This is a genomic window from Verrucosispora sp. WMMD703, from assembly GCF_049178935.1.
GTDB classification, from domain to species: domain Bacteria; phylum Actinomycetota; class Actinomycetes; order Mycobacteriales; family Micromonosporaceae; genus Micromonospora; species Micromonospora sediminimaris.
Genome location: NZ_JBMHMM010000004.1, coordinates 5,553,741 through 5,573,859, shown reverse-complemented (window position 1 = coordinate 5,573,859; position 20,119 = coordinate 5,553,741). Strand labels below are relative to the sequence as shown.

At 70.6% G+C, this 20,119-nt stretch carries 12 protein-coding genes and 1 pseudogene; 8 read left to right on the top strand and 5 right to left on the bottom strand.

The window, feature by feature from the left end:
• The first annotated feature begins 29 nt into the window (after nucleotides 1-29).
• The 6 genes and pseudogenes from ACN26Z_RS25855 to ACN26Z_RS25830 all read left to right on the top strand — a co-directional run.
• A complete protein-coding gene (locus ACN26Z_RS25855; protein ID WP_396887859.1) occupies nucleotides 30-1,229 on the top strand; it encodes an acetyl-CoA C-acetyltransferase in 1,200 nt (399 codons plus the stop codon).
• A gap of 65 nt (nucleotides 1,230-1,294) precedes the next feature.
• Entirely contained in the window at nucleotides 1,295-2,230 is a 936-nt protein-coding gene (meaB, locus tag ACN26Z_RS25850; protein ID WP_421464726.1) for a methylmalonyl Co-A mutase-associated GTPase MeaB, read from the top strand.
• Between the two features lie 97 nt (nucleotides 2,231-2,327).
• The gene (locus tag ACN26Z_RS25845) at nucleotides 2,328-2,720 is read left to right on the top strand and encodes an Asp23/Gls24 family envelope stress response protein (protein WP_373870690.1); all 393 of its coding nucleotides are present in this window, start codon (nucleotides 2,328-2,330) and stop codon (nucleotides 2,718-2,720) included.
• 104 nt (nucleotides 2,721-2,824) lie between these two features.
• Complete coding sequence (locus ACN26Z_RS25840) at nucleotides 2,825-4,513, top strand: acyl-CoA mutase large subunit family protein (protein ID WP_093410591.1); 1,689 nt, start codon at nucleotides 2,825-2,827, stop codon at nucleotides 4,511-4,513.
• 99 nt (nucleotides 4,514-4,612) lie between these two features.
• A complete protein-coding gene (locus ACN26Z_RS25835) occupies nucleotides 4,613-5,524 on the top strand; it encodes a tetratricopeptide repeat protein (protein ID WP_421463740.1) in 912 nt (303 codons plus the stop codon).
• Nucleotides 5,525-5,647: 123 nt separating this feature from the next.
• A pseudogene (locus tag ACN26Z_RS25830) lies at nucleotides 5,648-6,640 on the top strand (arginase family protein); the annotation flags it as partial.
• A 428-nt stretch (nucleotides 6,641-7,068) separates the two neighbouring features.
• On the opposite strand, the gene ACN26Z_RS25825 reads toward ACN26Z_RS25830, so the two are convergent.
• Complete coding sequence (locus ACN26Z_RS25825; RefSeq protein WP_421463737.1) at nucleotides 7,069-9,024, bottom strand: penicillin-binding transpeptidase domain-containing protein; 1,956 nt, start codon at nucleotides 9,022-9,024, stop codon at nucleotides 7,069-7,071.
• A 286-nt stretch (nucleotides 9,025-9,310) separates the two neighbouring features.
• Between ACN26Z_RS25825 and ACN26Z_RS25820 the strand changes: the two genes are divergently transcribed.
• The gene (locus ACN26Z_RS25820; protein ID WP_421463735.1) at nucleotides 9,311-14,365 is read left to right on the top strand and encodes an NAD-glutamate dehydrogenase; all 5,055 of its coding nucleotides are present in this window, start codon (nucleotides 9,311-9,313) and stop codon (nucleotides 14,363-14,365) included.
• A gap of 32 nt (nucleotides 14,366-14,397) precedes the next feature.
• Here ACN26Z_RS25820 and ACN26Z_RS25815 read toward each other — a convergent pair whose 3' ends face one another.
• Entirely contained in the window at nucleotides 14,398-15,099 is a 702-nt protein-coding gene (locus ACN26Z_RS25815; RefSeq protein WP_421463733.1) for a class F sortase, read from the bottom strand.
• Nucleotides 15,083-16,117: a hypothetical protein gene (locus ACN26Z_RS25810; RefSeq protein ID WP_421463731.1), complete on the bottom strand. Its 1,035-nt coding sequence runs from the start codon at nucleotides 16,115-16,117 to the stop codon at nucleotides 15,083-15,085. Before ACN26Z_RS25810 ends, ACN26Z_RS25815 begins: the two co-directional genes overlap by 17 nt.
• A 533-nt stretch (nucleotides 16,118-16,650) precedes the next feature.
• On the opposite strand from ACN26Z_RS25810, the gene ACN26Z_RS25805 reads away from it, so the two are divergent.
• Nucleotides 16,651-18,459, top strand: a complete 1,809-nt coding sequence (locus tag ACN26Z_RS25805; RefSeq protein ID WP_093410573.1) for a glycoside hydrolase family 6 protein — start codon at nucleotides 16,651-16,653, stop codon at nucleotides 18,457-18,459.
• A gap of 200 nt (nucleotides 18,460-18,659) precedes the next feature.
• Here ACN26Z_RS25805 and ACN26Z_RS25800 read toward each other — a convergent pair whose 3' ends face one another.
• Together ACN26Z_RS25800 and ACN26Z_RS25795 are read right to left on the bottom strand one after the other, a co-directional pair.
• Entirely contained in the window at nucleotides 18,660-19,040 is a 381-nt protein-coding gene (locus ACN26Z_RS25800; protein ID WP_093410571.1) for a hypothetical protein, read from the bottom strand.
• A 148-nt stretch (nucleotides 19,041-19,188) separates the two neighbouring features.
• The gene (locus ACN26Z_RS25795; protein ID WP_421463728.1) at nucleotides 19,189-20,115 is read right to left on the bottom strand and encodes a hypothetical protein; all 927 of its coding nucleotides are present in this window, start codon (nucleotides 20,113-20,115) and stop codon (nucleotides 19,189-19,191) included.
• Between the last annotated feature and the right edge of the window lie 4 nt (nucleotides 20,116-20,119).

The window sequence follows — 20,119 nt, the reverse complement described above, 5'->3', positions numbered from 1 at the left end:
TACAGGTCGGCACCCCTTCGGAGGCAGGTATGGCTTCGGTGATCGTCAGCGGCGCGCGGACCCCGATGGGGCGCCTGCTGGGCAACCTCAAGGACCTACCGGCGACGAAACTCGGCGGCATCGCGATCTCTGCCGCGCTCGAACGGGCAGGAGTCGCAGCCGACCAGGTGCAGTACGTGATCATGGGCCAGGTGCTCCAGGCCGGTACCGGGCAGATTCCCGCCCGGCAGGCGGCCGTCGAGGCCGGCATCCCGATGTCCGTACCGGCCCTGACGATCAACAAGGTCTGCCTCTCCGGGCTCGACGCGATCGCCCTGGCCGACCAGCTGATCCGGGCCGGTGAGTTCGACATCGTGGTGGCCGGCGGCATGGAGTCGATGACCAACGCCCCGCACCTGCTGCTCGGCCAGCGCGCCGGCTACAAGTACGGCGATGTGGTGATCAAGGACCACATGGCGCTCGACGGGCTGACCGACGCGTGGGACTGCTGCTCGATGGGGGAGTCCACCGAGCGGCACGGCAGCACCCGGAGCATCACCCGCCGGGAACAGGACGAGTTCGCGGCCAGCAGCCACCAGCGCGCCGCCGCCGCCCAGAAGAACGGCCACTTCGCCGAGGAGATCACCCCGGTGGTCATCCCGCAGCGCAAGGGTGACCCGCTGGTGATCAGCGAGGACGAGGGCATCCGGCCGGACACCACCGCCGATTCCCTGGCCAAGCTCCGCCCGGCGTTCACCTCCGACGGCACCATCACCGCCGGCAGTTCCTCGCCGATCTCCGACGGCGCCGCCGCCGTGGTGGTGATGAGCAAGGCGAAGGCCAAGGAGCTGGGCCTGGCCTGGCTGGCCGAGGTGGGGGCGCACGGCAACGTGGCAGGCCCGGACAACTCCCTGCACTCGCAGCCCTCGAACGCCATCCAGCACGCCCTGCGCAAGGGCGGTCTGGCCGTCTCCGACCTCGACCTGATCGAGATCAACGAGGCGTTCGCGCAGGTCGGTATCCAGTCGACCCGTGACCTCGGGATCAGCCCCGACAAGGTCAACGTCAACGGCGGCGCGATCGCGCTCGGCCACCCGATCGGCATGTCCGGCGCCCGGCTGGTGCTCACCCTCGCGCTGGAACTCAAGCGGCGCGGCGGCGGCACCGGCGCGGCAGCGCTCTGCGGGGGTGGCGGACAGGGCGACGCACTGATCATCCATGTTCCCGACCCCACCGAAACCGATCTGTGAGCGAGTCGAACACCCGCGTCCCGGCGGCGGCCACCGGTTCGGTACGCCGCAGCCGGGACGTTCCGATGCTTGTCGAACGGGCCCGCGACGGTGACCCCCGCGCGGTGGCCCGACTGATCACCCTGGTCGAGTCGGGCGACGAGACCGTGCCGGCCATCGCCGCGGCGCTCGCCCCGTACACCGGACGGGCCCAGGTGGTCGGCCTGACCGGCTCGCCGGGGGTGGGCAAGTCCACCACCACCAACGAGTTGGTCAGGGTGCTGCGGGCGCACGGGCACCGGGTCGGGGTGCTGGCCATCGATCCGTCCAGCCCGTTCACCGGCGGCGCGATCCTCGGTGACCGGGTGCGGATGCAGGACCATGCCACCGACCCGGGCGTCTACATCCGCTCGATGTCCAGCCGGGGGCACCTCGGCGGGCTGTCGGCGGCCACCCCGCAGGCGGTGCGGGTGCTGGAGGGCGCCGGCTGTGACGTGGTGCTGGTGGAGACCGTCGGGGTCGGGCAGGCGGAGGTCGAGGTGGCCTCGCTCGCCGACACCACGCTGGTGCTGCTCGCGCCGGGCATGGGCGACGCGATCCAGGCGGTGAAGGCCGGCATCCTGGAGATCGCCGACGTCTTCGTGGTGAACAAGGCCGACCGGGACGGTGCCGACGCCACCGTCCGGGACATCCAGGGCATGATCGCCCTCGGCGAGCGCGGTCCGGGCCAGTGGCGTCCGCAGGTGGTGCGGACGGTCGCCGCCCGTGGTGAGGGCATCGACGACGTCGCCGCCGCCATCGACAAGCACCGCGCCTGGCTGGTCGAGCACGACGAGTTGCGACGTCGGCGTGAGGCGCGGGCCGCCGCCGAGGTCGAGGCGATCGCGCTCGGCGTGCTCCGCGCCCGGATCGGCTCGCTGCGCGACGGTACGCAGCTGCCGGCGCTCGCCGCCGAGGTGGCGGCCGGTGCCACCGATCCGTACGCCGCGGCCGAGACCTTGCTCGCCCAGCTCGCCGGGTAACCGCGTCCACTGCGGACCGCTGGAGACGGTTAGGCTCGCACCGCCGCGCGGATGCGCGGGTACTGCGACGGCCGCTGGGGGACGCATGGACCACGAGATGACGCAGGAGTTGGCGATGACGCCGGACGCGGTGGCGGGCGGGCGTACCCACATCTCGGACGAGGTGGTGGAGAAGATCGCGGTGGCCGCGGCGAAGGCCGTGCCCGGCGTGGTCGAGCTGGGTGGCGACGTCGCCCGGTTCTTCAACGCGGTGCTGGACCGGGTGGGGCTCGACCAGGTCGGCGACGCGCGTCGGGGCTGCTCCGCGCACGTCACAAACGGCGGTGCCGTGATCAACCTGGTCATCGTGACCGACGCCGGGCATCCGGTGCCGGAGGTGACCACGGCGGTGCGGGTCGAGGTGACCCGGGCGGTCGAGGCGTACGGACTGCGGGTCGACGAGATCAACATCCGGGTGGACGACGTGGCCATCGACGGCCCGGCCGCCTGAGTTCGGGCAGCTCACGTTACCGGTCGGTACGAACTGCCTTATCGATCGTTCAGGTAAGGGCTCTACACTCGGTTGCAGTCGAGGACTCGAGGAGGAGCCCGGGGATGAACGCCGACGACATCGCAGCCGGGCGGGCCCGCTGGCAGGCCCGCTACGACTCCGCGCGCAAGCGGGACGCCGACTTCACCACGCTCTCCGGGATGCCCGTCGACCCGGTCTACGGTCCACCGGAGGGTGCCGCGTACCCGGGGTTCGAGCGGATCGGCTGGCCCGGGGAGTTCCCCTACACGCGGGGCCTCTACCCGACCGGCTACCGGGGGCGGACCTGGACCATCCGCCAGTTCGCCGGGTTCGGCAACGCCCGGCAGACAAACGAGCGCTACAAGATGATCCTGGGCGCCGGTGGCGGCGGGCTCTCGGTCGCCTTCGACATGCCCACCCTGATGGGGCGCGACTCCGACGACCCGCAGTCGCTCGGCGAGGTGGGCCACTGCGGGGTGGCGGTGGACAGCGCCGCCGACATGGAGGCGCTCTTCGACGGCATCGACCTGGCCGGGGTCACCACGAGCATGACCATCTCCGGCCCGGCAGTGCCGGTGTTCTGCATGTACCTGGTCGCCGCCGAGCGCCAGGGCGCCGACCTGTCGAGTCTGGACGGGACGCTGCAGACCGACATCTTCAAGGAGTACATCGCGCAGAAGGAGTGGCTGTTCGACCCGGAGCCGCACCTGCGCCTGATCGGCGACCTGATGGAATACTGCGCGGCTGAGATCCCGCGGTACAAGCCGCTGTCGGTCTCCGGCTACCACATCCGCGAGGCCGGCTCGACCGCCGCGCAGGAGCTGGCGTACACCCTGGCCGACGGCTTCGGCTACGTCGAACTGGGACTCTCGCGCGGGCTTGACGTCAACGTCTTCGCCCCCGGGCTGAGCTTCTTCTTCGACTCGCACGTCGACTTCTTCGAGGAGATCGCCAAGTTCCGGGCCGCCCGCCGGATCTGGGCCCGCTGGCTGCGCGACGTCTACGGCGCCACCAGTGAGAAGGCGCTCTGGCTGCGATTCCACACGCAGACCGCCGGCGTGTCGCTGACCGCGCAACAGCCGGTCAACAACGTGGTACGCACCGCCGTCGAGGCGCTCGCCGCCGTGCTCGGTGGCACCAACTCGCTGCACACCAACGCCCTGGACGAGACCCTCGCCCTGCCCACCGACGAGTCCGCCGAGATCGCCCTGCGTACGCAGCAGGTGCTGATGGAGGAGATCGGGGTGACGAACGTGGCCGACCCGCTGGGCGGCTCCTGGTACGTCGAGGCGCTCACCGACCGGATCGAGGCCGAGGCGGAGGAGATCTTCGCCCGGATCCGCGCGCTCGGTGGCGACGGCCCGCACCAGATCGGGCCGATGACCTCCGGCATCCTGCGGGGCATCGAGGACGGCTGGTTCACCGGACAGATCGCCGAGGCCGCGTTCGCGTACCAGCAGGCGTTGGAGAAGGGCGACAAGAAGATCGTCGGCGTCAACTGCCACACCGGAACGGTCGCCAAGGAGTTGGAGATCCTCCGCATCTCGCACGAGGTGGAGTTGGAGCAGCGCCGGATGCTGGCCGAACGCAAGCACGGTCGGGACGACTCCCGGGTACGTGCCGCGGTCGAGGCGATGGTGGCGGTGAGCCGTACCGGGGAGAACATGATCCCGGCGATGCTCGACGCCGTCCGGGCGGAGGCGACCCTCGGCGAGATCTGCGACGCGCTGCGCGCCGAATGGGGCGTTTACCGCGAGCCCGCACGGTTCTGACCTTCGCCCCATCAGGGCGGCTGGGCAGGGGTGACAGTGGCAACTGCGCGGGCCGAGGCTGATCCGAGTTCGGCGAACTGCGTGCGAGACTAGATAACCATGAGCGACCCACGGATCACCTCGTCGATCTTTACCCGCGGCGCGGTCGACCTCAGCGCGCTGCGCACCCCTGCCCCCAGTTCCACACCGGCTCCGGTTCAGGCCGGCCCGCCCGCCGGGGCGCCCGGCGGTGCCGTCGGCGGAGTCACAGTCGTCGACGTGACCGAGGCGACCTTCCAGTCGGAGGTCCTGGAGCGCTCGTTGACCACACCCGTCGTGGTCGACTTCTGGGCCGAGTGGTGCCAGCCCTGCAAGCAACTCTCTCCGGTGCTGGAACGGCTGGCGGTCGAGAGCGGCGGTGCCTGGGTGCTCGCCAAGGTCGACGTGGACGCCAACCCGAGGCTCGCGCAGATGTTCCGGGTCCAGGGCATCCCGATGGTGTACGCGGTGGTCGGCGGGCAACCCGTGGACGCCTTCTCCGGCGTGGTGCCCGAGGCACAGCTTCGTCAGTGGCTCCAGGCCGTGCTCAAGGCCGGCGGGGTGAGCGTGACCGAGCCGGAGGACCCACGGCTCAACGAGGCGGACGACGCGCTGATGAGTGGCGACCTGGACGCCGCCGAGCAGGCGTACCGCAAGATCCTCGCGGAAACCCCGGCGGACGCCGCGGCCGAGGCCGGGCTGGCTCAGGTGGGACTCGCCCGCCGGGTGGCCGGAGCCGATCCGCAGGCGGCGCTCACCGCCGCGGCGGCCGACCCCGACGATGTCGACGCCCAACTGCTCGCCGCCGACATCGAGGTGCTGAGCGGCCTGGCCGATCAGGCCTACCAGCGCCTGGTCGGGCTGGTGCGCCGCACCGCCGGCGACGATCGGGAGAAGGTCCGTCAGCACCTGATCGGCCTGTTCACCATCGCCGGGCCAGAGGATCCCGCAGTCGCCTCGGCCCGCCGGGCCCTGGCCAGCGCCCTGTTCTGAGTACCTGCCACGCCAGCGCGGGCCGGCGTGTCGCCGGCCCGCCCCCACACCACGAGGACGGGAGGCTTAGGTGAGCGCGAGGAGTGAGCTTGCGAGCCCCGCAGTCGCGAACGAAGGCGGCCCATGATGCGCCGGATCGCCGTCCTCGACGCGCCGAGCAACCTCGGTCTGCGCCCGCCGACGCCCACCTCCGTCCCCGGCTGCGGGAAGGCGCCGGGCGCGCTACGGGACCAGGGACTGCTGCCCCGGTTGCGCGCCCGTGACGCGGGCTGCCTGACCCCGCCCCGCTACGACGCCGGTGACTGGCGACCCGGGGACGGCGTCTGCCACGCGCGGGAGATCGCCGACTACTCTGCGGCGCTGGCCGACCGGATCGGCGCGATCATCGACCGGGGAGAGTTCCCGGTGGTCCTCGGTGGTGACTGCTCGATTCTGCTCGGCTCGGCGCTGGCCATGCACCGGCTGGGTGAGGCGGTCGGCGGCCGGATCGGGCTGGTCTTCGTCGACGGCCATTCCGACTTCCGACACCCCGGCAACGCCTCGTACGTGGGAGCGGCGGCCGGTGAGGATCTCGCCCTGGTGACCGGTCGGGGCCAGGCCGACCTGGCGGCGATCGAGGGCCGTCGACCCTACTTCCGGGACGTCGATGTGGTGGTGCTCGGCATCCGTGCCCAGGACGAGTACCGACTCGACCTGCAGGCCGCCGGGATCATCACCCGACCGGTGCCGGCGCTACGCGCCGAGGGCGCGGCGCGTACCGCCCAGTGGGCGCACGAGCAGCTGGCCGACTGCGCCGGCTACTGGGTGCACGTCGACGTGGACGTGCTCGACCCCGCCGTGATGCCGGCGGTCGATGCGCCCGATCCTGGCGGCATCGCCTTCGCCGAGCTGGAGATCCTGCTCGCCGGTCTGGTCGACACCCCGCACTGCCTCGGCGTCGAGCTGACCGTCTTCGACCCCGACTACGACCCGGACGGCGCGTACGCCACGGAGATCGTCAACACCGTGGTATCCGGCCTGCGCCCGGTGACCGCCCCCGGCTCGGCGCCACCTCGGCTGCGTCCCGAGGAGAGGCTCCGTCCCACCCCCGGCCCGCGCCGGGGCCCCGATCAACCCGGCCCACCGGACGCACCGGCGCCGGTCGACCGCGGTCAGGCCGACGACCATCGCCACAGCGACGGTCGCCGGAGTGGCAGTGGCGGCGGCACGGACGGCGGTGGCGCGGGCGACGGCAGTGGCGGTGTGGGTGGCGGCAGCGCGGGCGGCGGTGACCCGGTCGATGGTGGCCTGGCTGATCATGACCTGGCCGATGGTGGTGTAGCCGGTGGTGACCTGGGCGGCACCGCTTTCTCGACGGGGGCCACTCGCCCGGCGACCGCCACCGGCGGGCCGGCCGCCTGACAGAGCGCCGCCGTCTCATCCCGCCGCCGTTCCGGACAGCTTCAGAGTTGTTGCTGCCTGGAGGCCCGCTGACCCAGCAACAACCCCGAAGTTGCTTACCGGCGATCGTTGCGGGGGATCAGCGGCGGTGGGGGCTGAGGGGGTCAGTCGGGTAGGGCGCGGAGGAAGCGCTCGGCGATCGGTACTGCGGTGCCGCTGCCCGAGCCACCCTTCTCGACGAAGACGGCGAACGCCACATCGCCCTGCCAGCCGACGAACCAGGCGTGGGTGTTCTCCGGGTTGTCGTCGTACTCGGCGGTGCCGGTCTTGCCGTGCACCGGCTTGCCCGGCACATCCCGCAGGGCCGTGCCGGAGCCGCTGGTTACCACCTCGCGCATCATCTCCTGGACTGCCGTGACCGCCTCGGGCTTCAACTGCGGCCCCGATTCGGCTACCGAGGCCGGCGCCGGATCCAGCAACAGCTTCGGCGGGACGAACTGGCCCCTGGCCACGGCTGCGGTCGCCGCCGCCATGGCCAGGGGGCTGACCACTGTCGTACCCTGACCGATCGCCGCGGCGGCCTGTTCGGTGGCACCGCCACCGGCGGAGACCTTGCCGGTGAACGCGTCGAGGCCCAGGTCACCCCACTCGCCTTCCAGGCCCAGAGTGCGTCCGGCGGCGGCCAGACCGTCCGCGCCCAACTGGGGGGCGAGCGCGGTGAAGGCGGTGTTGCACGACTTGGCGAAGTCGGTGCGGAACGGCACCTCGCCGAGGGCGAAGTCATCGGAGTTCTTGAAGGAACGTCCGTCCACGACGAATCTCTTCGGGCAGGCGACGGTGGTGTCCGGAGTCACCGCGCCGCGTTCGATCAGCCCGAACGCGCTTACCATCTTGAAGGTGGAGCCGGGTGGCACCTGCGCGGTGAAGGCCAGGTTCTCCCCGGCGGCCCCGGGGCCGTTGGCGGCGGCGAGGACGGCACCGTCGCTGATCCGTACGGCCACCAGGGCGGAGCGCCGGCGTTCGCCGCGCAGTGCCCGATCGGCGGCGTTCTGGGTGGTCACGTCGAGCGTGGTGCGAACCGGCTGGCCGGGCTGGGGCTCACGGCGGAACACCTCGGTGCCGGTCGGTTCCACGGTCCCGTCCGGCCCGGGACGGTTGATCACGACGGCCAGCCCCGGTACGCCGCGTAGCCGTTCGTCCCAGCTGCCCTGCAATCCTCCGTGACCGACGAGGTCGCCGGCGGAGTAGCGGTCGGGGTGGTTGGCGAGGTCCTCGGCGTACGCCGGATCGACGCTGCCGAGCACCGCCCGGGCGAACTCGCGGGTCGGTGCGAGGTCCAGCTTGTCGGTCGGGAACTTCGTCCCCGGCAGGGGGTAGATGCGCGACTTGATCTGCCGGTACGCCTCGTCCCGAAGGGTGACCACCTCGACGAACGCGTCCGGTTTGGCCTCCTTCAGCCGTTTGGGGAGGTCCGACAGGTCGACCGGCGGGGTGATCGCCGGCCGGATGGCGCGGAACGCGGTGTCCAGTTCGCGGACCATGGCCTTGACGTCGGTCACCTCGCTGGGCCGCAACCCCACCCGGACCACGTCGCGCGGTGCCACGATCGGCTCGCCGGCACCGTCCAGCACGGTCGCCCGCGGCGCACGGTCCCGCCGCAGCCCCAACCGGTCACCCCGAGTGAGCTGTTCCTGAACGATCTGCGGCTCCCAGATCACCTGCCACTGGTCGTCGCTGCCCTGGCTGAGTCGCAGCGGACGGTCGTACGCCCAGAGCGTCCCGCCCGGTAGCGTCCACTCGGCGCGGATGGTGGCGGTGGCGGTGTCCCGGACCACCTCCGGATCGCCCTGGCGGGTCAGCGTGAGCGGAGCATCGACGAGCTCGCCGGAGAGCTCCCGGATCTCCCGGACGACGTTGGCTGCGGGAACCTTCGCGCCGGTCGGGTCGACGAAACCGACCGCGTTCAGGTCGCCCTTGCGCCAGCCGTCGAGGAATGCGTCGACGGTGCGCTGCGGGCCGTCCTCGCCCGAGCAGGCGACCAGACCGGCCGCTACGACCAGGCAGGCGACGACGACGGTCAGTGGCGACCGGCTGCGGCGTTGTCGGCGCGGAACGTACATCTCGTGCTTCCTTCTGGTCGGCTGCTCCGCACGCTAGTACGCCGGGGCGACGGCCACTGTCCCGGATGGGTCTGGTCAGGGGAAAAGACGGTCTCGTGACGGTGTGATGAACAACATCAGGCGGGGTACTCCGAACCCGGTCGAACCTCGTACCGCAACGGGTGAAAGGACGGCGTCGGAGATCCGGACGTCCGGCCGGTGGTCCGCCGACGGAAGCACCGATCGGTCGGCCTAGGCTTGGCGGCAGAGTGACCCACAGCGTTGTGGGTCGAGGGGAGTGGCACCGATGGACCGGCGTCCGGCGATCAAACCGGAACCCGACCTCCGGCAGGTTGACACCAGCCGGGACGACAGTTTCGACACGGCGACCGACGGGGACGGTTTCGGTCGGCTAGACACAGGTGTGACCGGGATGACCGGTTCGAGCATCGACACTCTCTACGACCTGGGACTACCGCCGGAGGCGCTGACCGACGACGCGGAGGACGCCGAGTTCGACGAGCCGGTGCCCAACGCCGAGCGCCTGGTGGCCCAGGCGGTGTCGCTGGCCGGTGACGATCATGATGCGGCGACCCTGGTGGGCAGGTTCTGGCGGTTCGCGCCGGACGAGGAGCTGATCGGGTTCACCGCCGAGGAGATGCTCGACGCCGCCCGCGCGCACCGGGAACTGGCCCGACAGCGGGTACCGGGTGAGTTGAAGCTACGGATCCACTCGCCCGACGCGGAGCAGCACCACAGCGTCATCGAGATCGTCACCGACGACATGCCGTTCCTGGTCGACTCGGTGACCGCCCTGCTCAACACCCACCATCTGGACGTCCACCTGCTGGTGCACCCGCTGGTGGTGGTCCGCCGGGAGCCGTTGGGTCGGCTGGTCGAGGTCGCCGCCGACGTGGAGCCGGACGACGCGATCTCCGGCGACCTGGTCGAGAGCTGGATGCGGATCGAGATCGACCCGGTCCGCGACCCGGAGGAGCGGGACAAGCTACGCCGGGAACTGCAACGGGTGCTGACCGACGTGCGGGAGGCCGTCGAGGACTGGCCGAAGATGCGTCAGCGCGCCCTCGCCCTCGCCGACGAACTGGCCGCCGCGCGCACCAGTGACAACCGGCCACCGGTGCCGGAGAAGGACATCACCGACTCGGTCGAGCTGCTGCGTTGGCTCGCGCACGATCACTTCACCTTCCTCGGGTACCGGGAGTACCGGCTGGTGCCGAATTCGGCCGAGGGTGGGCCGGCGCTGGAAGCGGTGCTCGGCACCGGACTGGGCATCCTGCGTCAGGACTCGCCGGACGCGCGGGCGCTGTCCTCGATGACGCCCGAGGCGCACGAGAAGGTCACCGAGAAGCGCCTGCTGATCATCACGAAGGCGAACTCGCGGGCCACCGTGCACCGCTCGGCGTACCTCGACTACATCGGCTTCAAGATCTTTGACGAGGACGGCGAGGTGGTGGGCGAGCGGCGCTTCCTGGGCCTGTTCTCCACCGCCGCGTACCGGACCAGCGTCCAGGAACTGCCGGTGGTCCGACGCAAGGTCGCCGAGGTGCTGGACCGGTCGGGCCTGAGCCTGCGCAGCCACTCGGGCAAGGATCTGATGCAGATCCTGGAGACGTACCCGCGCGACGAGCTGTTCCAGATCAAGACCGACGACCTGTACCACGCGGTCATCGGGGTACTGCGGATGGCCGGTCGCCGGCAGCTGCGGGTGTTCCTGCGCCGGGACGCGTACGGGCGGTTCATCTCCTGTCTGATCTACCTGCCCCGGGACCGGTTCACCACGCAGAACCGGCTGCGTATGCAGGACATCCTGCTGCGTGAGCTGAACGGTGTCGGGGTGGACTACACCACCCGGGTGACCGAGTCGATGCTGGCCCGGGTGCACTTCATCGTCCGTACCGACCCGACGAGCCCGCCCGGCGACATCGACGCCGACCTGCTGGCCGAGGAGTTGGCCGACGCCACCCGGTTGTGGGACGACGACTACCGGCTGGTGCTGGAACGCAAGCTCGGTGACGAGCAGGCCAAGCACCTGTTCGGTCGGTACGCCGACGCGTTCCCGGAGGGCTACAAGGACGGGCACACGCCGTACGAGGCGATGAAGGACCTGGCCAAGCTGGAGCTGTTGGAGGAGCCCGGCCAGCTGGAGATGCACCTGTTCCGCAAGCAGCTTGCGCCGCGTGCCGTCGGCCGGGGTCCGGACGTCGACGAGTCGATGGACGTGCGGTTCAAGGTGTACCGCTACGGCGAGCCGATGATGCTCTCGGCGGTGTTGCCGGTGCTGCACTCGCTCGGCGTGAAGGTGGTCGACGAGCACCCGTACGAGGTGGAACGGGTCGACGGTCGGATCTGGCTGTACGACTTCGGGCTACGACTGCCGGAGGGGCACCAGGAACTGGCCGAGGTGCGCCCGCACGTGGAGAACGCCTTCGCGGCGGCCTGGCGGGGCGAAGCCGAGGTGGACCGCTTCAACGAGCTGGTGCTGCTCGCCGGGCTGACCTGGCGTCAGGTGGTGGTGCTGCGGGCGTACGCGAAGTACCTGCGACAGACCGGCACGGTGTTTTCGCAGGACTACATGGAGTCCACCTTCATCGCGTACCCGCACCTGGCCACGTTGCTGGTGCAGCTGTTCGAGGCGCGGTTCGAGCCGGGGCCGGTCGACGCCGAGCAGCGTCAGCGGCGGGGCGCCGAACTGGTGGCCGAGATCCGCGCCGCGCTGGACGACGTGGCCAGCCTCGACCAGGACCGGATCCTGCGGTCGTACCTGAACCTGATCCAGGCCACCCTGCGCACCAGCTTCTATCAGCGGCCGGTGGGCGGGCGACCCAAGCCGTACGTGGCGTTCAAGCTCGATCCGCAGGCGATCCCCGAGCTGCCCGCGCCCCGACCGAAGTTCGAGATCTTCGTGTACTCGCCCCGGTTCGAGGGTGTGCACCTGCGGTTCGGGCCGGTGGCCCGGGGCGGCCTGCGCTGGTCCGACCGGCGGGAGGACTTCCGCACCGAGGTGCTCGGTCTGGTCAAGGCGCAGATGGTGAAGAACGCCGTCATCGTGCCGGTCGGCGCCAAGGGCGGTTTCGTGCTCAAGCAGAAGCCGGGTGACCGCGATGAGGCGGTGACCTGCTACAAGGAGTTCGTCTCGGCGCTGCTGGACGTCACCGACAACATCGTGGCCGGCGAGATCGTGCCGCCCGACGACGTGGTCCGGCACGACGGCGACGACCCGTACATGGTGGTGGCGGCGGACAAGGGCACCGCCACCTTCTCCGACACCGCCAACGAGATCTCGACGGCACACAACTTCTGGATGGGCGACGCCTTCGCCTCCGGCGGCTCGGCCGGATACGACCACAAGAAGATGGGCATCACCGCCCGGGGCGCGTGGGAGTCGGTCAAGCGGCACTTCCGCGAGATGGGGCATGACACCCAGAGTCAGGACTTCACCGTGGCCGGGGTGGGCGACATGTCCGGTGACGTCTTCGGCAACGGCATGCTGCTGTCGGAGCACATCCGGCTGGTGGCCGCGTTCGACCACCGGCACATCTTCCTGGACCCGGACCCGGATGCGGCCACCTCGTACGCCGAACGGAAGCGGCTGTTCGACCTGCCCCGGTCCACCTGGGAGGACTACAACGCCGAGCTGATCTCGGCCGGTGGTGGGATCTACCCGCGTACGGCGAAGTCGGTGCCGGTGTCACCACAGGTCCGTGCCGTGCTCGGGCTCGACGACGACGTCGACCAGCTCAGCCCGCAGGAGTTGATGAAGGCCATCCTCACCGCGCCGGTCGATCTGTTCTGGAACGGCGGCATCGGCACCTACGTCAAGGCGTCCAGTGAGACCAACGCTCAGGTGGGCGACAAGTCCAACGACGCGATTCGGGTGGATGGGCGCAACCTGCGCTGCCGGGTGGTGGGCGAGGGCGGCAACCTGGGCTTCACCCAGCACGGCCGGATTGAGTACGCCCAGGCGGGCGGCCGGATGTACACCGACTTCATCGACAACGCGGCCGGGGTGGACTGCTCCGACCACGAGGTGAACATCAAGATCCTGCTGAACACCGCGGTCGCCGACGGTGAGCTGAGTGTCCCCGAGCGGGACGAGTTGCTCGCCCGGATGACCGACGAGGTGGCGGAGCTTGTCCTGCGGGACAACTACGACCAGGCCCGGGCGATCAACAACTCCCAGGCCCAGGCGACCTCGCTGCTTCCGGTGCACCGACGGATGATCACGGAGCTGGAGCGTGCCGGCGTCCTGGAACGGTCGCTGGAGGCGCTGCCGCCGGACGAGGAGTTGGCGGTACGCACCGAGTCCGGGTTGACCGCGCCGGAGTTCGCCGTGCTGCTGGCGTACGTGAAGATCGCCCTGGAGAAGGAGATCCTCACCGACGGGCTGCCCGACGAGGAGTGGACCGGTGAGGTTCTGGTCAACTACTTCCCGACGCCGATGCGGGAACGGTTCGCCGACCGGATGAACCGGCACCGGTTGCGCCGCGACATCGTGACCACGGTGCTGGTCAACGAGGCGATCAACCGGGGCGGGATCTCGTTCGTCTTCCGGGTGGTCGAGGAGACCGCCGCGACGGCGGCGGACGTGATCCGGGCGTACGTGGTGGTCCGCGAGGTCTTCGGATTGCGTGAGCTGTGGGACGCGGTCGAGGCCCTGGACAATCGGATCGATCCGGAATTGCAGACCAACGTCTACCTCGACACCCGGCGGCTGCTCGACCGGGCGGTGCGGTGGCTGGTGACCAACCGCCGCTCGCCGATCGACGTGCCGGCGGAGATCGCGCGACTGCGGGACGGGATCACCCGGCTGCTGCCCCAGATGGAGACGCTCTTCTACGGCAGCGAACGCGAGTCGATCGCGGCGCACATCGACTCGATGACCGAGCGTGGGGTGCCGCGTGAGCTGGCCGAGCGCAGTACCCGGCTGATGTACAGCTTCGGTCTGCTGGACGTGGTGGAGACCGCCACCGGCACCGGGCGGGACGTCGGCGAGGTCGCCTCGGTCTACTTCGTGCTCTCCGACCGGTTCCGGGTGGACTCGCTGCTGTCCAAGATCTCGCTGCTGCCGCGCGAGGACCGGTGGCAGACGCTCGCGCGGATGGCGCTGCGGTACGACCTGTACGCCGCACTCGCCGCGCTCACCGCGGAGGTGCTGGACTCCACGCCGGGTGACCTGTCGCCGCAGGAGCGGGTACAGCAGTGGGAGCAGTCGAACGCCACCTCGATCCACCGCGCCGAACGGGCGATGGGCGAGTTCGACGAGTCCCGGGCGGACCTCGCCGCACTGTCGGTACTGCTGCGCCAGATCCGTACCCTGGTCCGCACCTCCGCCGCCACCTGACCACCCGGGGCGGTGGGGTCTGGGGTGGTGGGTCAGGGGATCAGCGAGGCGAAGACGATCACGTTGTCGGGATAGTCGCCGGTCGCCTCGTCGAACTGGCCGCCGCAAGTGATCACCCGCAGGCCCGGCCGGTCGCTGGGGCCGTACACCTGCTCGGTGGGGAAGGCGTCCTTCGGGTACGACGCCACCGAGTCCACCCGGAAGGTGGCCGTCCGGCCATCGGCCCGTTCGACGCTCACGGTGTCGCCGGGTTGCAGGGCACCGAGGGAGAAGAAGACGGCGGGACCGATCGCGGCCGAGTCGACGTGTCCGACGATGACGGAGTTGCCCGGCTCGCCCGGGCTCGGGCCGGGCTCGTACCAACCGGCGAGCAGCGCCTGGTCGAGCGGGGGCACCTGGACGGTGCCGTCGGGGTTGGTGCCGAGCGCCATGATGCCGGCGCGGACTCCGATGCGGGGAATGTTGATGGTGGTGGGGGTGGCGCGGGACAACCCCGTCGGTACCTGCTGCGCGCCGCCGAGGTCGGCTTCGGCGAGTGGGCCGTTCGGGGACGGATCGCTCGTCCCCGCGACGGGCTGCGGCGGGCGCGGCGAGTCGGTGGTCTTCAGCGACGCGCCGATGAGCCCGGAGCCCATCATGGCGAGCAGGACGACGACGGCGGCGCCGACGGCACGCCACGGTCCCCCGTGACGGCCGCCGGCCCGTCCCGTCGTCGCGTCAGGCCGCGAACTCATCGGCCCGACGACGGCGCATCAGCACGAGGCCACCGAGGGCGGCCGCGCCGACCAGGCTCGCCCCGGCGGTGGCCAGGCCACGGTCGGCGCCGGTGGCGATGCCACCGTCGCCACCGTCGACCCCACCGTGCGGCAGGACGACCAACTCGCCCGTGCCACAGGAGCCCTCCAACTTGTACGTGCCGGGCTTGGCGTCCCGGGCGACGTGGGCCTCGCCGTAGTAGACGAAGTCCTTCTTGTGCTCCCAGCTGTCCTTGCCCCGCGCGTCGGCCGCGTCCGCCGCCCAGTCGCGCTTGCCGGACCAGTCAGCCTCGCCGGAGCGGTCTTCGCGCTCGCCCGACCAGTCACTCTCGCCCGACTCGCCCGACCAGTCGCTCCCGCCCGACTCGCTCGACCAGTCGCCCTTGTGCGACTCACCCGACCAGTCGCCTTCGCCGGACCAGTCACGCTCGGCGGAGTCCGAGCCGCTCTCGTGCCGACCGGACCAGTCGCCGGTGGACTCCTCGTTGGCCGAGTAGCCCGCCTCGTCCTGGCTCTTCCAGTCCTTCTTGTCGTGGTCCTTGGAGTCGCGACCGCCCTCAGCGTCCTGGCCGTGCTCCTCGCCCTTCCAGTCGTCGCGGACGTCGGCGCCGCCGCCCCAACCGCCGCCGGACTCGCCCTCGGCGGGCTGCGAACGCTCGTGGCCGGACCAGCCCTCGCTGTCCATGCCGCCTTCAGCAGCGCCGTTCTCCTCGCGCCAATCCTTGTGGTCGCCGCGCGAGTCGCCGTCCCGGGCCGGTTCGAGCTTCACCTTCCCGGTGACCTTGGACCAGACGAAGGGGTGCTCCTGCTCCTCGGGGCAGATCTGCACGAGCTTGACCTCTTCGCCCGCCTTGACGGCGTGCGGCTTGGCGAAGACCTTGCCTTCTTCCGTCTGCGGTTGGCCGTCGGCGTACGCGGCCCCTGGCGCGAACACCAGCAGGGAGGCGCTGCCGAGGGCAGCACCCGCAACGACCTTCCCCAGCATCTTCTTAGCCATGACCTGTGTCACTCCATCCCTGTTGTCCTGCGGCCGGCAACAACCGAGCCAGAACCGACGTTAGACCGTTTCATGACTTATGCAGGGAAAAATTCGTGTTCTGGCATTCGTTCGGTCTGTCGAGCTTTGTCGGTATGCCTGCCCCCGGACGTGCCGGCCTGTCCGGCGCCTGGTGGGATGGGTATGGCAGGGCTTGCCAGGGCACGCCGCTCGCGTTGTAGTGGTGTTGCGGCATTTGCCCGGTAGGGTTTCGAAAATATCGAACCATTGCCATGGAAGCGCTCCCATGCAAGAATCGCAGCACGCGGTGAGCAGAGCCACACCGCGTAGGCAGGTGTCGAGGGCATCCGGTTCGCCGGACGACCACCTGACCGCCGACCGGTGACGCCGGTCGTCGCACCACCACCAACGCCCGTCCGGGTCGGGCGCTCCCGAAGAATCCCGTTGGCGCCGGCGGTCGTCCGCACAGGACGTCCCTCGGGCCACGTGCCGGGCCGTACGCGGATCCGGTCTCGCCCAAGGAGATCAGTGGCATGAATGTGTGGAGAAGGCTGTCCGGTCGACGCCGGGCCGTCGCGCTGGCCGGCGCGAGCGCGCTGGTCGCGGGCGGTTTGGTGACGCTACCGGTGACCGCGGCGCACGCGGCGACGCAGTGCGACGTGGCCTACACGACCAACGACTGGCAGGGCGGCTTCACCGCCAACGTCACCATCAGGAACGTCGGCGACGCGCTCAGCAACTGGACGCTCGGCTTCACGTTCCCCGACGCCAACCAGCGTCTCGTTCAGGGCTGGTCGGCCCGGTGGAGCCAGTCGGGCCGCAACGTGACCGCGCAGAACGAGTCGTGGAACGGCAACCTGGCCACCGGCGCCAGCACCAGCATCGGCTTCAACGGCTCGTGGAGCGGCAGCAACCCCAAGCCCACCTCGTTCACCGTCAACGGGGTGACCTGCAACGGCGGCACGCCGCCGACCAGTACGCCGCCGACCAGTACGCCGCCGACCAGCACCCCGCCGACCAGCACCCCGCCGACCAGTACGCCCCCGACCAGCACTCCGCCGACCAGCCCGCCGCCTCCCGGTACCAGGGTGGACAACCCGTACCTGAACGCCCAGGGCTACGTGAACCCGGAGTGGAAGGCCAAGGCCGAGTCGGTCGCCGGCGGTAACCGGGTGTCGAACATCTCGACGGCGGTCTGGATCGACCGGATCGCGGCGATCGAGGGCACCGACAACAGCCAGTCCAACGGCCCGATGGGGATCCGCGACCACCTGGACGAGGCACTGGAGCAGGGTGCCGACTACATCCAGTTCGTCATCTACAACCTGCCCGGCCGCGACTGCGCGGCGCTCGCCTCCAACGGTGAGCTGCAGGCGGACGAACTGCCGAAGTACAAGGCCGAGTACATCGACCCGATCGCGGCGATCCAGGGTGACGCGAAGTACCGCGACATCAGGATCATCAACATCATCGAGGTGGACTCGCTGCCGAACCTGGTGACCAACACCTCCGGCAACCCGGGTGGCACCGTCATGTGCGACACGGTCAAGGCCAACGGCGCGTACGTGCAGGGTGTCGGCTACGCCCTGGCCCAGCTGGGCGCGTTCTCGAACGTCTACAACTACGTGGACGCCGGGCACCACGGCTGGCTCGGTTGGGACAGCAACTTCACCCCGACCGCCCAGATCCTGAAGGAGGCCGCGACGGCCTCCGGCAGCACCGTCAACCACGTGCACGGGTTCATCACCAACACGGCGAACTACTCGGCCCTGATCGAGCCGTACGCGAAGGTCACCGACTCGGTGAACGGGCAGACGGTGCGGCAGTCCGACTGGATCGACTGGAACCAGTACAACGACGAGCAGAGCTTCGCCCAGGCGTTCCGTCAGGAACTGGTCCGGCAGGGCTTCCCCAGCAGCATCGGCATGTTGATCGACACCTCCCGTAACGGCTGGGGCGGCCCCAACCGGCCCACCAGCGCGGGCCCGACGACCAACGTGAACACCTACGTGGACGGTGGCCGGGTCGACCGCCGCATCCACAAGGGCAACTGGTGCAACCAGTCCGGTGCGGGTATGGGCGAGCGGCCGAAGGCCGCGCCGGCTTCCGGCATCGACGCCTACGTCTGGGCCAAGCCCCCGGGCGAGTCGGACGGCTCCAGCCGCGAGATCCCGAACAACGACGGCAAGGGCTTCGACCGGATGTGCGACCCGACCTACACCGGTAACGACCGCAACGGCAACAGCATGAGCGGTGCCCTGCCGGACGCCCCGATCTCGGGCGCCTGGTTCGCGGCCCAGTTCGCCGAGCTGATGGCCAACGCCTACCCGCCGCTGTCCTGACGGACACAGGCACACCCGCCGCCGACAGTAGGTGAGGCGCTGCGGCGGCAGGTCACCCGGGCCCCTGGTCCGACCGCACCGGTCGGACCAGGGGCCCCTCGCGCCGCCTGCGCCACGGTTGCCGTCACCCGCTCGACGGCGTTGGCATGCCGCAACCGGCTACCGCCGCCGCGGCGAGGGCGCACCGGGGCGCGGGCGGATCAGGGAACCGTCTTCTCGATCGCCGTCCGGCCGGTCTCGTCCAACTCGCGCCGGGCCCGCTCGATGTTCTCGGCGGTGAGGTCCTGCCCCCGAGCCATCACCAGGTCCTCCGGCTCCCAGGGCTGCTCCGCGCCGGTGCGGATGTTGTCCCCGCCGGCACCGGTGCCGGTCCCCGTCGCGCCGGTCCCGGCGGCGTACGGATCGGCGATGATGTCGTCGGTCGGCCCGCTTCCGGTCGGATCATCCGGTTCGGCGAACGTCGGATTGTCCCGGTCGGGACCGCCCCCGGTCATCAGCTGAGGGATGGTGCTGTCGTCGTCGACCGCCGCGGCCGCCTCGGGGCGCTCCTCCAGCGGTCGTTGCCGATCACGATCCGTCATCGCTGCTGCCCTCCTGTCCGCGGCGCTCTCCGGCCCTGTTGGGCGTACCCGCCTCGCCGGTGGCCATGCCTGCGGCGGTACGCCGAAGGCGGGTGCCCCCGGATCCGGGGGCACCCGCCTTCGGGTGAAACGTCGTGGTGCGGGCGAGTCAGCGGCCGAGCACCCGGTCGAGGAAGTCCCGGTACTCGCGTACCGCCACCCGCAGCTGCTCAGTGTCGGACGAACCGGCCTCCTGCCAGCCGCCGAGCTTGTTGCGGTGCTCGGCCAGCGCGGCCGAGAGCGCCTCCATGGCCTCCTCCACCAGCGACTGCGCCTCGCCGGCAGCCGCCCGGGGGTCATCCACGAAGCGCAGTTGGACGTCGCGCCAGCGGTCCCGGAAGCCCTGTGCGGTCGTGTCGTCGAACAGCGTCGCCGCCCCGGCCGGAGCCGCCGCCCCGGGGCTGGCCGTGGCCTCGCCCGAGGTCTGCGTGTCGGGGTCGACCATCGTGGGTGTGGCGCTGCCGAAGCCGGCCCCGCCCGCCGCCGCCGTGTCGTCGTCCGCCGTCGTCCGGAGGGAGCCGTCGTCCGTCGCCCGGTCCACGTCGACGGGATTGTCGGTCAGCCGGTCGTCCGCCGCATCGTCGGCGGCGGAAGCCTCGGCGTCGTTGTCGTCGAGGTCATCGTCGTCGCCGGTCCGGTTGAACTCGGCCGTCGGGTCCGCCCGCCGTCCCTCCCGTTCCCCGTCGACCGCACCGTCACCAGGTCGGGCGGTGTCCTCCTCGCGCGGGTCGCGCTCGTCCTCGGGGCGCGGACTGGCCAGTGCGGACGCGGCGACCGCGCCACCGACCGTGGTCGCGCCGAAGGTGGTTGGCACCGGACCCGGCTCGTTGAACTCGGCCCGCTCGCTGTCGGAGCCGGGACGGCCGTCCCAGGGGCGGCCCCGGTCGGCCTCCGACCGGTCGCGATCCGTCGGCTCGTCGACGATGTCGGCCCCGTCGTCAGTCGTCCGGTCGTCCTCAGTGTCCGGCACCGCCACCGGGGCGGAGCGTACGGTCTCCGGGTGGTCGTTGTTGAGCTGCTGCTCTTCCTGCCGCATGGTG